13 protein-coding genes are annotated in these 13,391 nt (G+C 63.9%); 4 read left to right on the top strand and 9 right to left on the bottom strand.

Annotated elements, in window-relative coordinates:
* Positions 1-8 precede the first annotated feature (8 nt).
* On the top strand, positions 9-338 hold the full coding sequence (gene nirD, locus EJ070_RS20320) for a nitrite reductase small subunit NirD (protein WP_126095845.1): 330 nt from the start codon (positions 9-11) through the stop codon (positions 336-338).
* Between the two features lie 3 nt (positions 339-341).
* Positions 342-3,011 (top strand): nitrate reductase, encoded by a 2,670-nt coding sequence (locus EJ070_RS20315; protein WP_126092921.1) that lies wholly within the window; start codon positions 342-344, stop codon positions 3,009-3,011.
* Positions 3,012-3,050: 39 nt separating this feature from the next.
* On the opposite strand, the gene EJ070_RS36355 is transcribed toward EJ070_RS20315, so the two are convergent.
* Positions 3,051-3,227, bottom strand: coding sequence for a hypothetical protein (locus EJ070_RS36355; protein ID WP_189349970.1), 177 nt, complete (start codon positions 3,225-3,227; stop codon positions 3,051-3,053).
* A 205-nt stretch (positions 3,228-3,432) separates the two neighbouring features.
* Here EJ070_RS36355 and EJ070_RS20310 point away from each other — a divergent pair, with 205 nt between their 5' ends.
* Positions 3,433-5,379, top strand: coding sequence for a DUF47 family protein (locus EJ070_RS20310; RefSeq protein WP_126092920.1), 1,947 nt, complete (start codon positions 3,433-3,435; stop codon positions 5,377-5,379).
* Positions 5,380-5,510: 131 nt separating this feature from the next.
* Complete coding sequence (locus EJ070_RS20305; protein WP_127221994.1) at positions 5,511-6,986, top strand: PEP/pyruvate-binding domain-containing protein; 1,476 nt, start codon at positions 5,511-5,513, stop codon at positions 6,984-6,986.
* 161 nt (positions 6,987-7,147) lie between these two features.
* On the opposite strand, the gene EJ070_RS20300 is transcribed toward EJ070_RS20305, so the two are convergent.
* The 8 genes from EJ070_RS20300 to sctL all read right to left on the bottom strand — a co-directional run bounded on the left by EJ070_RS20300 (position 7,148) and on the right by sctL (position 13,388).
* Complete coding sequence (locus EJ070_RS20300; RefSeq protein ID WP_126092918.1) at positions 7,148-7,885, bottom strand: DUF1445 domain-containing protein; 738 nt, start codon at positions 7,883-7,885, stop codon at positions 7,148-7,150.
* A 162-nt stretch (positions 7,886-8,047) separates the two neighbouring features.
* Positions 8,048-8,863, bottom strand: coding sequence for a type III secretion system export apparatus subunit SctT (sctT, locus tag EJ070_RS20295; protein ID WP_126092917.1), 816 nt, complete (start codon positions 8,861-8,863; stop codon positions 8,048-8,050).
* A 9-nt stretch (positions 8,864-8,872) separates the two neighbouring features.
* On the bottom strand, positions 8,873-9,142 hold the full coding sequence (locus EJ070_RS20290) for a flagellar biosynthetic protein FliQ (protein WP_126092916.1): 270 nt from the start codon (positions 9,140-9,142) through the stop codon (positions 8,873-8,875).
* Positions 9,143-9,159: 17 nt separating this feature from the next.
* Entirely contained in the window at positions 9,160-9,813 is a 654-nt protein-coding gene (gene sctR, locus EJ070_RS20285; RefSeq protein WP_126092915.1) for a type III secretion system export apparatus subunit SctR, read from the bottom strand.
* On the bottom strand, positions 9,806-10,864 hold the full coding sequence (gene sctQ, locus EJ070_RS20280) for a type III secretion system cytoplasmic ring protein SctQ (protein ID WP_189349968.1): 1,059 nt from the start codon (positions 10,862-10,864) through the stop codon (positions 9,806-9,808). Before sctQ ends, sctR begins: the two co-directional genes overlap by 8 nt.
* Before the next feature lie 79 nt (positions 10,865-10,943).
* Positions 10,944-11,432, bottom strand: a complete 489-nt coding sequence (locus EJ070_RS20275) for a hypothetical protein (RefSeq protein ID WP_126092913.1) — start codon at positions 11,430-11,432, stop codon at positions 10,944-10,946.
* On the bottom strand, positions 11,419-12,771 hold the full coding sequence (locus EJ070_RS20270) for a FliI/YscN family ATPase (protein ID WP_126092912.1): 1,353 nt from the start codon (positions 12,769-12,771) through the stop codon (positions 11,419-11,421). The genes EJ070_RS20275 and EJ070_RS20270 overlap by 14 nt, the downstream gene beginning before the upstream one ends.
* Positions 12,768-13,388: a type III secretion system stator protein SctL gene (sctL, locus tag EJ070_RS20265; protein WP_126092911.1), complete on the bottom strand. Its 621-nt coding sequence runs from the start codon at positions 13,386-13,388 to the stop codon at positions 12,768-12,770. Before sctL ends, EJ070_RS20270 begins: the two co-directional genes overlap by 4 nt.
* Positions 13,389-13,391: the final 3 nt, after the last annotated feature.

Here is a 13,391-nt window from a genome sequence, read left to right as displayed (position 1 = left end):
GAGACAACATGAACTGGATCGCCATCGGCTCCATCGCCGACATTCCGCCGCGCGGCGCGCGTTGTGTCGAAACCCCGCAAGGCAAGATCGCGGTCTTCCGCACTGCGGACGATCAGGTTTATGCCATCGACGACCACTGCCCGCACAAGGGCGGGCCGCTCAGCCAAGGCATCGTCCATGGCGCGGCGGTGACCTGTCCGCTGCACAACTGGGTGATCTCGCTGGAGACCGGCGAGGCGCTCGGCGCCGACGAAGGCTCGGTACGGACGATCCCGGTCAAGGTCGAAGGCGAACGGCTTTTCATCGCGCTCGAAGCGCTGGCCTCGAAAGCGGCCTGAGGCATGGAAGAAGCACGCGAGGTGAGGACCGCCTGCCCCTATTGCGGGGTGGGATGCGGCGTGCTGGCCGGGATCGCCGCAGACGGCAAGACGACCGTCCGCGGCGATCCCGAGCACCCGGCCAATTTCGGCCGCCTCTGCTCGAAGGGTGCCGCGCTCGGCGAGACGCTTGGTCTGGAGGGCCGCCTGCTTCAGCCGGAAATCAGCGGCACGCAGACGAGGTGGGAGGAAGCAGTCGACCTTGTGGCCGCGAAATTTTCGCAGGCGATTGCCGAACACGGACCGGACTCGGTCGCCTTCTACGTCTCCGGCCAGTTGCTCACCGAGGATTACTACGTCGCCAACAAGCTGATGAAGGGCTTCATCGGCTCGGCCAACATCGACACCAATTCGCGGCTCTGCATGGCGTCGTCCGTCGCCGGCCACCGCCGCTCCTTCGGCGAGGACATCGTTCCCGGCGTCTATGAGGATTTCGAGCGCGCCGACCTCATCGTGCTCACCGGCTCCAACACCGCATGGTGCCATCCGGTGCTCTACCAGCGCATGCTGGCGGCGCGAAAGGAACGCGGAACCAGGATCGTCGTCATCGATCCTCGCCGCACGGCCACGGCCGACGAGTGCGACCTGCATCTGGCGCTCGATCCGGGCACGGACGTGCTTCTGTTCAACGGGTTGCTCGCGCATCTTGTGCAAGCCGGAAAGATCGATGCCGGCTTCGTCGGCGACCATACGTCCGGCTTCGACGCCGCAGCTTCTTTGGCCGGCGCCGACGCGCCGTCGGTCGCGCGCGTCGCAAAAGGCTGCGGGCTCGCGGCCGCCGATGTCCAGGCCTTCTATGACCTCTTCGCCGGCATCGAGCGGACGGTCACCGTCTATAGTCAGGGCGTCAACCAGTCGGCGCATGGAACCGACAAGGTCAACGCAATCATCAACTGCCATCTCGCCACCGGCCGCATCGGCGAGCCCGGCATGGGGCCGTTCTCGGTCACCGGGCAGCCGAACGCCATGGGCGGCCGCGAGGTGGGAGGCCTGGCAAACCAGCTTGCCGCGCATATGGACTTCGCGGATGGGACCAATATCGACCGGGTCTCCCGCTTCTGGAATGCGCCCAAGGTTGCGCGCCGCGCCGGCCTGAAGGCCGTGGACATGTTCCAGGCGGTTGCCGATGGCCGCATCAAGGCGCTGTGGGTCATGGGCACCAATCCCGCGGTCTCGATGCCCGACGCGTCTCGCGTGCGCGCCGCCTTGTCCAAATGCGATTTCGTCGTGGTCTCGGACGTGACCCGCACCGACACCACACGCTATGCCGACGTGCTGCTGCCGGCCGCAGCCTGGGGCGAGAAGGACGGCACTGTCACCAATTCAGAACGGCGCGTCTCGCGTCAGCGGCCGTTCCTGCCGCCGCCGGGCGAAGCGAAAGCCGACTGGCGCATAATCTGCGATGTAGCCGAACGCATGGGCTTCGGCGATGCCTTCGCCTACCAAGCTCCGGCCGAAATCTTCCGCGAGCACGCCGCGCTCTCGGCCTTCGAAAACGATGGCGAGCGCCTGTTCGATCTCGGCGGCGTGGCCGACCTCAGCGACGTGGACTATGCCTCCTTCGCGCCGCGCCACTGGCCAGCGCCGGACCAAAACGAGCAGCAGACAAGGCTGTTTGCCGATGGCCGCTTCCCAACGCCCGACGGCCGTGCGCGGTTTGTGCCGGTGCGGCAGGAGGCAACGGCTTTCACGGTCGATGCGGACTATCCGCTTGCCCTGAACACTGGCCGGCTGCGCGACCAGTGGCACACAATGACGCGGACCGGAAACGTGCCGCGCCTGATGGCGAATGCGCCGGAGCCCGCAGTCGATCTCAATCCGGCGGATGCGGCCGCGCACCACCTCAAGGACGGCGACCTCGCCCATCTGTCGACGCGCTTCGGCTTTGTCCGCGCGAGGGTCCGCGTGGCCGACGCGCAGCGGCGCGGCCAAGCCTTCATGCCCATGCATTGGAGCGGCCAGTTCGCAGCCAGGGCCGCGGCGGGCCTGCTGTCGTCGCCGGTCACCGATCCGCATTCCGGCCAGCCGGAGCTCAAGCATGTGCCGGCGAGAATCGTGCGCGAAAATACCGGCTGGGCCGGCGTGCTGATCACGCGGCGCGATCTCCGGCCGACAGGTTTCGTTCACTGGAGCCGGTACGCGGTCGAGGGCGGCTGGGTCTACGAACTGACCGGAACTGAGCCGCCGGACCAGGGCATTCTTCTGGCGCGCAAGCTGCTCGGCGTTCAACGGCAGGATCAGCTTCTGGAATACACCGATCGCCGCGGGCTCGCCTATCGCGCGGCTGCGGTCGATGAAGGCGGCGCCATGGCCGAAGCCTTGCTGGTCGCCGCTCCAGACCAATTGCCGATGCGCGACTGGCTGGTGTCGCTCTTGGCCACCCGCCAGCCGCTGTCGGCCGTCGATCGTCACGCGCTGTTGTCGGGCCGCTCGCCCGCACCCATGCCCGCCATCGGCCGGGTCGTGTGCTCGTGCTTCCATGTCGGCGTCAACCAGCTCGCTTCGGCTGTCGCCGCCGGATGCGACAGCCTGGAGGCGATCGGGTCGACACTGTGCGCCGGCACCAACTGCGGTTCCTGCCGCTCGGAGATACGGGCGATCATCGACGCCCGCCAGGTTCAGGCGGCAGAGTGAAATCCGCTGGAGCCGCTTCAAGGTGTATTGAGATTCAGCTCAGGCCGAGCCGAGAACGGTGGCTTCCGAGAACCGGCCTACGCCAGCCGTAGCATTGTCGGGCGCTTCCCCGGCAATCTTGTTCCTGTCGGCATTGTTGAGCTTTGCCGTCGCACGCAGATCCTTCAGCACGGTTTCGCAAGGCGTCGCTGCCGTCGCTGCCGTCGACTTCGACACTCCGCCAGCCGCGATGCCCGCAAAAATCGCGGAGCGTTCTTAACCCGAGACCATCGAAATCCGGGGTCGATGCACCTTCATCCTGAAGTCATACGGGATGATTAGCCTGCAATGCAAAAGCCTGAACGCGCTGTCGTCACCGACAAGATGCAGCGCGGTTCATTGGCGTTGTCAGAAATGCAATGAGGGTCTGGGGATAAGTCGCATGGAGAAGATCGACGTCGTTGCCTCGCTGGGGCAATCGCAGTTGTTGCGTCCCGCTTACCTTAAGGCGGCGCTTGCGGCCAATGACCGCCTCAAATTCTATCTGACGGCGCTTCAGACCGCGTACAGCCATGCCATGCATCCGGACGTAGCGTCCCTTGACCTGCATCGCGAATATGCAGCGGCAAAAGTGGATGCGCCGTGGCTGCTGGCATTGCCTGCTTCCAGCCATCTCAGGGCGTCCGTGCTTCACGCGGATGATTTGCCCAAGCTGGTTGACAAGCTTGCAGCCGATTTGCGGTTGATGGGCCGCCCGCTTGAAGGCGACGCCGATAGAGACCACCACGCTTTGCTTTCAAGGATCGAGGTGTGGTGCGGCTGGCTCGGTGGCCTTGAGCCGGGTTTGCTCGATGCAGGGCAGCTGAGGCAATTGACCAGCGGCAACCGCCGCGAGGACGACAGCTTCCATATCCTGGTGATGGACTTGCACAAGGCCATCAACCGGCTGGCGGCGGATATTTCGGACGAGACGATCGATGGCGCGCATATCTGGCAGTTGTCGCCGGACGACCGGCCTCGCGTGGCCGCCTTCATGCGCGGCCTGAACCGCACGCGGCCCCTGAAACTCACCCACCCCGGCCTCGATACGGCGGCAACGCGCGATGGCACGAGGCTGTTGATTCAGAACGACATCGGCACCAATGACGCGCATGTTCTGGTCATCCAGGTTGAAGGGCTGCGGCTGTCGCTCACCTATTCCGACCTTCACCAGCAGCGCTTCGCTTTCTTTCAGGATCTTCTAGGCGAGATCGGCGCGACCTGGTCCAATGTCGGCTCGCGGGCGACCGAGGGGCTGAACGCTGGAGACGCGTATTATGTCGGGACGGCGACGTTCGACAACGCCGACGAAACGGCGCTGGGCGTGACGCTGGAAGCGCTCGGTTCGCGCATCGTGTTTCTGATCGACTGGAACCGGGCGCGCAAACGTCTGCGACTGCTGGTTGGAAAGGCGAATGCCACGGCGATCCTCGCCGCCAGTGCAAGGCGCGACATCGGGCACATGGGATGGCTCGAAGCCGGCGCCGAGCATCTGCTGTTCGATGCCATGGAATCGATTGGCAGCGAGTTCTTTCGCATCGGTGACCGCCTCGACACCGTGCTCGGCGACGAGCACGCGCGCGCATTCATGCTGGACGCGATGTCTTCGGCCTCTCAGGCCATGCAGGAGCATCAGCCCTTGCCGCGGATCGCGGATTCCGTGCGCCTTCTGCTCGTTCGCCATCTCGGACAACAGCGAGACGTCTTCGAGCTCCTCGGCGAGCATGCCGGGTTCTGCCATGAACTGGCGGAAGGTTTGCGGGACGCGCTGACGCATGGTCTGGAACGCGACGGCAAGGCCGCCGAGAAACTGGCATCGCGCGCGAAAGGATGGGAGCGTCAGGCCGACAATCTGGTGACGCGCTCGCGCGAACGCGCGGAGCACAACACGCGCTGGCTGCCATTCACGCGTCTCATTGAGAGAGCCGACAATATCGCCGACGCACTGGAGGAAGCGACGTTTCTTCTGTCGCTGATCGCCGAGGCTCGCAACAAAGGCTGGCATGGCGAAGTGCGCGAAAAGCTGGTGCGGCTCGCCGAGCGCACCTATGAAGCGGTGCGGGATCACGTCAGGGCGCTGTCGATCGCCGGCATCCTGCGCGACGGCGGCACGGCCGAGGATCACGAAACCTTCATCGCGGTCTCCTGGCGCGCGGTCGAGGCGGAACATCAGTGTGACGAATTGTTGCGCGATGTCCGCCGCGCGCTGGCGCGTCACGTCGACGATCCGCTCACCCTCACTCTGACGACGGACTTCGCGGCAGCCATCGAGCTGGCGACCGATGCCTTGCTGGCGGCGAGCTTCGGCATTCGCGAATTGGCGTTCGACAGCATCGGAGCACGCGGATGAGCGCCTCGATTGCTCGCATCAGACCCGAGGCGAACGAAGCGAAGATCGTATACTCGATCGGCGCGAAGACGGCCGCCGAAAGACCGATCACGCCCGATATTCTAGGCTTCAAGGCCCACAACCTTGCCCGCATGGCGGCGTTCGGCCTTAACGTGCCTCCTGCTTTCGTCATCGGCACCGGCTTTTGCGCGCACCGCGATGACGTCACGCCGGAGATCTGGGGCGACGCGCTGACGACACTCGAGCACGCGTCGGACTTGAGATTGGGAGATTCGAGACGCCCGCTTCTGCTGTCGGTGCGTTCCGGCGCACCTGTGTCGATGCCCGGCATGATGGAAACATTGCTCAATATCGGGCTGACCGAAGCGACGCTTCCCGGCTTCGTTCGCCTGACCGGGCACCCGAGGCTTGCATGGGATGCCTACCGCCGCCTTATCGCCGGTTTCGGCGAGGTGGTAGCCGGCGTGGATGCACAGCATTTCGAGGCCGATCTCGACGCCGTGCGGAACGGCGAAGAACGCAGCCTCGATTTTGTGGCCTTGCGCGATGTGGCAGGTCGACATCTGCAAACATTTGCGAAAGAAGCCGGACATCCGTTTCCGCAGGACGCCAAACAGCAGCTCACCGAGGCGATCGGCGCGGTCTTTCGCTCCTGGTCCAGCGACAAGGCCGTGACCTACCGCAACCTTCACGGCTTGAGCCACGATATGGGCACGGCCGTCACTGTGCAACGCATGGTGTTCGGCAATGCCGGCGGCCTCTCTGGCGCCGGCGTCGGATTCACACGCAACCCCAGCACTGGCGCGCAGAGCCCATGGGTCGATTTCCTGTTCAACGCGCAGGGCGAGGATGTCGTGAGCGGGCGTCGCACAGCCCAAGGACATGACGAGCTCGCTGCCGTCGCACCTTCCCTGTGGGACGAGCTCGTGCAGGTGGCAAACGCCCTTGAGCGACATTTCGGCGACATGCAGGACTTCGAATTCACGATCGAGGACGGCGTGTTGTTCATGCTCCAGACCCGCAACGGCAAGCGCACGCCGCGCGCGGCGGCTCAGATTGCGCTGGATATGCTGGATCAAGGTCTGATCGACGCCGAAACGGCTCGCCTGCGCACAAACGGTCTTGATGCGAGCTCGCTTTCGCTCAGCACGATCTCGACGGAAGACGGAAAGTCACTGTCGCCGATCGCAACCGCCGCTTCGGCCGCGACCGGCGTCGCGAGCGGTGAGATTGCCTTCGAGGAGGATGTCGCGCGCCGACGCAAGCAGGCAGGCGCGCAGGTTATCCTCGTGCGCCGCGACGCGGAGACGCGCGATATCGCGGCACTCGAACTGGCCGATGGCCTTCTGACCCAGCATGGAGCGCGAACGTCGCACGCGGCCGTCGTCGCGCGCCAGCTAGGCAAGGTTTGCCTGGTCGGATGCGAGACCATGATGATCGATGAAGCGGCCAGATGCCTCATCATCGGCGGCGTGAGCTATTCCGAAGGAACCATCCTCACGCTCGACGGCAACAGCGGCAACATCTATGCAGGTGCGGCAAGTGTCAGCAAGAATGTTCCCGAGGAGTTGCTGGCGAGGCTCAACCAGCTGCGCAATCCAAACTGAAGGCTGAGCGCAAAGCGCGGCGCCTGAATCCGTTTCGTAGCGACACGCTTTAAGGGTGGCCGGCCGAGACCTGTATAGAGCGTTTCGAGCGCCTCCAGATGGAGGGAGTCAGATCCACATCACGGGCCAGCCGGTCCGCACGACCGCATCAGGCACACTTGTCACCCATGGAAAGCTCGTGCGTCCACGTCCGTGACCAGCATGTGCCCCGGCGACACGGTGACTGAGATCGCCAGTTTTGCGCGAGCGAGGGCATCCTGGGCAGTGACGCTGCTGGCCCAAAACACGGGAACCTCTCCGTCCACCAGCTCGACCGCATCGCCCCAGTCTGGAGCCGTCATGTCGTATATTCCGATGATCGAAGGCTCCCCGACATGGATGGGAGAGCCGTGAGTATGCGGGAAGCGTGCCGTGAGTGCTCGAACCTTGTCGACGTCGCAGGACCTTACGGGACGCATCGAGACGACCGTCTGGCCAGCGAACGGTCCGGCGCGGGGCGTCTCGACGGTAAGCGGAACTGCCCGGAAGGGCGAAGGCGGGCCAAAATCATCCTGCCAAAGATCGATGATGTCCGTCCTCTGGCCGGTCAGTTCCCCGAAGCGATAGACGTTATACTGAGGGGCATCGGTGCGAATATCGATATCGCCCAGCGCCGGGATCAGCGGACTGCCGGCGCGGCTCAGGCCCACCAATGGACAGGCCTTTGGGTTGTGGACGCAGAACTGGTGAAAATCGCTGGCAAAAGCGCGGGGCAGTATCACGACATTGACCTGGAGCTTGCCACGCGCAAGTCCACCTGTATGCCCCTCATAGGCGCCCGTTCTGACAAGTCTGCGCAGCCTGTTCGCGTCGAAACGCCGCAAATCCTCGTAGACTGGTGAAATGGTCTGGCGAGCCATGGCTTCCGATAAATACCAACATTTCAGAGACGCGTCGGGAGGATGCAAGATCGTTGGCGGCTCGGCCGCTTGTCAAATTATGATAATCTTTCCCAGGTGATAAAACGTATTTATTGGTCGGCCAACATTGTCTTATATTATAAATATCTAATCCGCTTTCTGTTATTCACAGGTGCGGCAGCCGATCGCTTCTATTTGTCGGTCCGCCTCGCGCAGGAAGCCAATATCCCGATCCATATAGAAGAGCAAAAAACTCGAATAGAGCACGAAGACGAGGCCGAACACGCCGGTCTTCACCACCAGCGAAAGCGCGAAAACATTGAGGTGTGGCGAGGCCCGCGCCAGGAACGCGAGAACAATGTCGGACAACAGCATGCTGATGATCAGCGGGAAGACAAGGGTCAATGCCATCACCAGAATGCGGTTCAGCAAACCGAGGAATATCCCGGCGGCGTCCTTGCTGAAGATCGGCAGAAGCCGGTCGATCGGCCAAATCCCGTAGCTGTCGTAAAGACTGGTCAAGGAAAGCTGCAGGCCGCCGGCGGCGAGGTAGATCGTGACCATGATGACGGCGAGCAAGGTGCCGGTGGCGCTCGTCTCGTGGGTCATCATCGGATCGATCAGCGTCCCCATCGTGGACCCGCGCTGAAGGTCCAGGATGTCGCCGGCAGCCTCGGCCGCCCAGAAGGGGATGCCCATCGCCAGCCCGAGCGTTACCCCGATCACCACCTCCTTCAGGATATAGACGGCGATCATCGTGGTGGCGATGTCAGCATTTGTCAGCTTGCTCACGATCGTCGGAAAGACCGGGACCGCCAGCGCCAGGGCAACACCGTTGCGCAGAAGCCCAGGCAGCGGCACGCGCGAAAACAGCGGCATCAAGAGCATGAATCCGGTCACGCGCGCGAGCGCGAAAGCGCCCGCCAGGAGATAGAACTGAAGCTCCCTGATCGACGCGAAGAGTGGTTCGACCGGCATCCGGGCTCCTCAACGCGTGACGACAGGAAACTCGTCCATAGCTGTCGAGGCCTGCTGCGCGATCTGCTGGCCAAGCAGAGGTCCGAACACGACGATGACCAGGAGGATCACCACGAGCTTGATCGTCTGCGGCAGGGACTGGTCCTGAATTTGCGTCAACGCCTGGGCAAGTCCGACAAGAATGCCGACCGCCAGGGCCGCGATGATCGCTGGGCTCGATGCGAACAGCACCGTCAGCAGCGCGCCTTGGACTTTCGCCTGGATGAAGTCGTTGTCCATACGGGGCCTCGACCGCGTCAGCCGTAGCTCAGGATCAGGCCGTGCATCAGCCGTGACCAGCCATCGATGGCGACGAAAAGGAACAGTTTGAGCGGAATCGAAATCAGGACCGGCGAGACCATGATCATGCCGAGCGTCATCAGGATGTTCGCGACGACGATGTCGATGATGAGGAAGGGAAGATAGAGCAGGAAGCCGATCTCGAATGCGCGCGTAAGCTCCGAGGCGACAAAGGCGGGAACAAGGATCGAGAGATCGTCGTCCCTGAGATTCTGGCGCGCCTGTTCCGGCCACAGGCGGCTGGTCCCATCAAGAAAGAACTGCCGCTCTGCCGGCTGGGTGAATTTGATCAGGTGCTGCTGCAATGGTTCCTTCACCAGTTGCGCCGCCCTGGCCAGGTCGTCGGTCGTCCGGAACTGAACCTGCCCTTCCTGAAGCCGGCCCGACATCTCGCTCAGCAACGGTGTCGTGACATAGACGGTGAGCACGAGCGCTATGCCATAGAGCACAAGATTGGGCGGCATCTGCTGGACGCCGAGCGCGTTGCGGACGAGGAAAAGCACGACCGATATCTTCAGGAAGCCGGTCATCGTGACGACGGCCAGCGGGAGCAGCCCGACAAAGCCGACGGCGATCAGAATCCCGAGGAGATTGGGCGAATTGTCAAGCATTGTCGAACATGCGCTCGATTCTCACGCCCAGGCCTTCCCCGATCCGGACGATCTCGCCGCGGCCGACGCGTTTGCCGTTGGCGAGGATGTCGACCGCCGGTTTCGTGACGTCGGCGATGGGAATGATGGCGCCCGGCGCAAGCTGCCTTACCTCGCCGACGGGCATCACCGTGCGGCCGACCTCGAAGGCAAGCGCGACCGGCAATTCGTCGAGAGTCGACTCCTCCAATATCTGGCCGGCTGGCGGCGATGTGCCTTGGTTCATGGTCCACTCCCATTTCGATCCTGCAATCGCGGCCGGCGCGGCAAGCACCCGCGGCCCATCCGCCGTCAGACTGACCGGAGCGAAGAGGCGCTCTGCGATGATGAAAGCCGCGGCGCCTCCTTCCTCGGTGTCGTCGAAAAGAACCACATCGTCGGGCCGCAGGCTTTGAAGCTCGCCAAGGCTGATCGTCAGCGCGCCGCGCCGAAGGCTGACCGCCAGCGGGAACTCGGCCGGAACCGGCGCCTTCGCTTTGCCGATCTCGTCGAGCGCGCGACCAATGCGCATCGCGAGGTCGGCGCTATTCGTGTTCAGGACGCAGTCTATGGACTTGCCCTCGCCGGCCAGGACAAAAGCATATGAGGCTTCGTTCGAAACGATGTCTGCGCGCTCGATCGACGTGATCGTGATCCTCTCGCCCAGCTTGCCCTCGATCCACTGGAGATCTTGTTCGAAAGCGGACTCCAGCAGCAGCGCGGCGTGAGCGGGTGCCAGATGGTTCATGTCGACCAGCTCGTCCGCCTTGGCGAGAGCCCATTCGACAATGGAAAGCGGCAGGCGCAATTTCCCTGCCGCCTCGCCAACGGAAAACGCAATCGTGGATAACCGCTGATCCGCCGGGTTCGGCGCCGGCCAGACAGCCGCGATCGCCACGGTTTTCCCCGCAATCGTAATCTCGGCGGGAACACGGCGTCGGTAGAAGGCGTTCAACGCGCCAACCTCCGCCGCCGCGACGGATTCCAATGTCAACCGCTCGCCGCGGCTCGATCGCCTGGCCGCGCGCTTCACCGGGTTTCCCCGCGCCTTCTTGCTTGCCGCTGCCAAAGACTGAGGCATCACGCTGCCATGCTCTCGGTCACCGACTGCGCTATCGTTCTGAAGAGGGTCGCATTACGCCACGCTCCTCTTCCTCCGAGAGTTCGGCACGAGCGAGGCCACGACCTGCGCTACGCTTGATAAGATCCTCCAACAGGCGGTCCAGCTTCGTCACGCCTTTCATGGTCTTGCGATGATCCTCACGGGCTGCCGACAGCTCCACTCTGCGTCGCTGCTCGGTGATGCCAGCCTCCCGTTCGTTTTCCCGCAATTGCTCGGTTTCCCTGGCGGCGGTCTCGAACCGCCCCTGGAGCCGATAGAGCCTGGCGGCATTCACCGAATGTCCGACAAGCGAACCAAACGCAGCATCCTCGGCATCGGCTGTCGCCTGGAGATGCTCGGCGACGGCGGCAGCCGCCTTCCGGACCTCCTCGGCCGCCTGCCGCGCAGCGGCATATCTTCTGATGACCGCCTCCCTTGCGCGCGCTTCGCGATGGCGCCTGAGATCACGCAATCGAGCGATGACGTCATGGTCCTTCATTGACGATCTCCCGCATGCGTTGGCGTGTTTTGTCGATCGTTTCGTGCGTGGCGGACGCCTGCCGCAGGAAGGCGTTGATGATGTCGATCTTCGCCACCGCCTCGTCCGCAACCGCGTCGTTGCCCCTTTCGTACTCGCCGACGCGCAGCAGCAATTCGACATCGGCGTAGCGGGCAAGCAGCTCGCGCAGCCGGCCGGCATCCGCCCGATGCCCAGGCGGCACCACCGTGTCCATCAGGCGGCTTCGGCTGCGCAGCACGTCGACGGCCGGGAAGTGATTGCGCTGGGCCAGTTCGTTCGACAGGAAGACGTGGCCATCGAGAAGCGCCTGGATTTCCTCGGCGACCGGATCGAGCGTGCCGTCGCCCTCCAGAAGAACACTGTAGAGGCTGGTGATGGAACCGACGCGACCAGGTCCCGAGCGCTCGAGCAGACGCGGCAGGACCGCGAAAAGCGAAGAGGGAAAACCGCGGCGCGTCGGCGGCTCGCCCGAAGCGAGGCCAATCTCGCGCTGCGCGCGGGCAAACCGGGTTATGTTGTCCATTGCCAACAACACGTGCTTGCCTTGGTCGCGAAAATATTCGGCGATGCTGGTGGCCACATAGGCGGCCTTGACGCGCTCGATGGCCGGACGGTCGGATGTCGCGACGACGATGACTGCCCGCGCGAGCCCCTCAGGCCCTAGCTGATGCTGGATGAATTCGCGCACCTCGCGCCCGCGTTCGCCAACCAGAGCAACCACGGCGACATCCGCATCGGTGCCGGTGACGATGTCGGAAAGCAGAACCGATTTGCCGACGCCGGGCTCCCCGAAGATGCCGACGCGCTGTCCGCGCGCGCAAGTGAGCAGCCCATCGAGGGCGCGGATTCCGAGTTGGATCGGCTCGGAAATCAGGCTGCGTTCCAGTGGCGACGGCGGATAGGCGTTGACGGGATAGGTGCCGGTGATGCCGTCCAGCGGCCTGCCGTCCAGCGGCTCGCCGAGCGCGCTGATCACGCGCCCAAGAAGCCCGGGACCGACCGGCACCAACTGGTCCTTCCCGGTCGCAACCACCTCGGTCAGGCTTGAAAGGCCCGTCAGGTCACCAAGCGGCACCAGGACTGCCATCTCGTCCATGAGGCCGACGACTTCGGCCTTGGTCGTCTTGCCTGTCCTGGGGTCCAGGAGGTCGCATATCTCGCCGATCCGAACCTCCTCCACCGTCGCATGGATGACCGTGCCGGTCACCCGCCGCACACGTCCTCTACGGGGCCGGCTTGCATCGTCCCGCAAGTTCGACCGTAGCCCCGGAATGATGGATGCGAGCCGGCTCTCTATGTCGGCAGCCGAGCCCGTCATGCCGGACCCTCGGCCTTGGACCGGAGCGCATCGGCGATCGCATCGAGCTGCGCGTCAATGCTGGCATCGATGACGGCGATGTCGGTCGAAAGAATGCATGTGTCTGCCGCGAGCGTGTCATCCCCGTCGATCTCGATCGTCATGGCCAGATCGCTCTCACGCAGGACCGCGTCCAGTTCATCGCGAACCCTGCCGACGGAGCGGGGATGGACGCGGACTTTCAGATATTTGGCGCGGCGAACGTCAGCGATCGCCTGCCTGGCCGCCTTTGCGACAAGCCTCGTCACGTCAAATTCCCCCAGCATCCGCCTGACAACATCGAGGGCCAGAGCGACGACCTCCGGTTCCAGCCTGGAGAGATAGCGATCCACCCTGATTGTCGTCTCGTCCACCAACCGTGCGGCCTCCGCGTCGCCTTGTGCCTTGCCGTCTTCGTAGCCCTGCGCATATTCGGCCGCGTAGGCCCGCCGGGCGGCCTCGCGCATCTGCTGCGCATCACGTCTGGCCTCATCGAGGAAGGCATGGCCGTCCAGCCACGCACGGGCCTCGCCGGCACGCAGAATGCGGGCGCGAGGGCGCCGGGGCATATCATTGGTCGCGTTGTCCGGCTCGACCATTCT

This window comes from Mesorhizobium sp. M1E.F.Ca.ET.045.02.1.1 (genome assembly GCF_003952485.1).
Classification (GTDB): Bacteria; Pseudomonadota; Alphaproteobacteria; order Rhizobiales; family Rhizobiaceae; genus Mesorhizobium.
This window is presented reverse-complemented; position numbering and strand designations above follow the sequence as displayed.

What these genes read in the sequence shown, in the direction of transcription:
- nirD (WP_126095845.1), top strand. Translation starts at nt 9, where the DNA reads ATGAACTGGATCGCCATCGGCTCCATCGCCGACATTCCGCCGCGCGGC.
- EJ070_RS20315 (WP_126092921.1), top strand. Translation starts at nt 342, where the DNA reads ATGGAAGAAGCACGCGAGGTGAGGACCGCCTGCCCCTATTGCGGGGTG.
- EJ070_RS20310 (WP_126092920.1), top strand. Translation starts at nt 3,433, where the DNA reads ATGGAGAAGATCGACGTCGTTGCCTCGCTGGGGCAATCGCAGTTGTTG.
- EJ070_RS20305 (WP_127221994.1), top strand. Translation starts at nt 5,511, where the DNA reads ATGGCGGCGTTCGGCCTTAACGTGCCTCCTGCTTTCGTCATCGGCACC.
- EJ070_RS20300 (WP_126092918.1), bottom strand. Translation starts at nt 7,885, where the DNA reads ATGGCTCGCCAGACCATTTCACCAGTCTACGAGGATTTGCGGCGTTTC.
- sctT (WP_126092917.1), bottom strand. Translation starts at nt 8,863, where the DNA reads ATGCCGGTCGAACCACTCTTCGCGTCGATCAGGGAGCTTCAGTTCTAT.
- EJ070_RS20290 (WP_126092916.1), bottom strand. Translation starts at nt 9,142, where the DNA reads ATGGACAACGACTTCATCCAGGCGAAAGTCCAAGGCGCGCTGCTGACG.
- sctR (WP_126092915.1), bottom strand. Translation starts at nt 9,813, where the DNA reads ATGCTTGACAATTCGCCCAATCTCCTCGGGATTCTGATCGCCGTCGGC.
- EJ070_RS20275 (WP_126092913.1), bottom strand. Translation starts at nt 11,432, where the DNA reads ATGAAGGACCATGACGTCATCGCTCGATTGCGTGATCTCAGGCGCCAT.
- EJ070_RS20270 (WP_126092912.1), bottom strand. Translation starts at nt 12,771, where the DNA reads ATGACGGGCTCGGCTGCCGACATAGAGAGCCGGCTCGCATCCATCATT.
- sctL (WP_126092911.1), bottom strand. Translation starts at nt 13,388, where the DNA reads ATGGTCGAGCCGGACAACGCGACCAATGATATGCCCCGGCGCCCTCGC.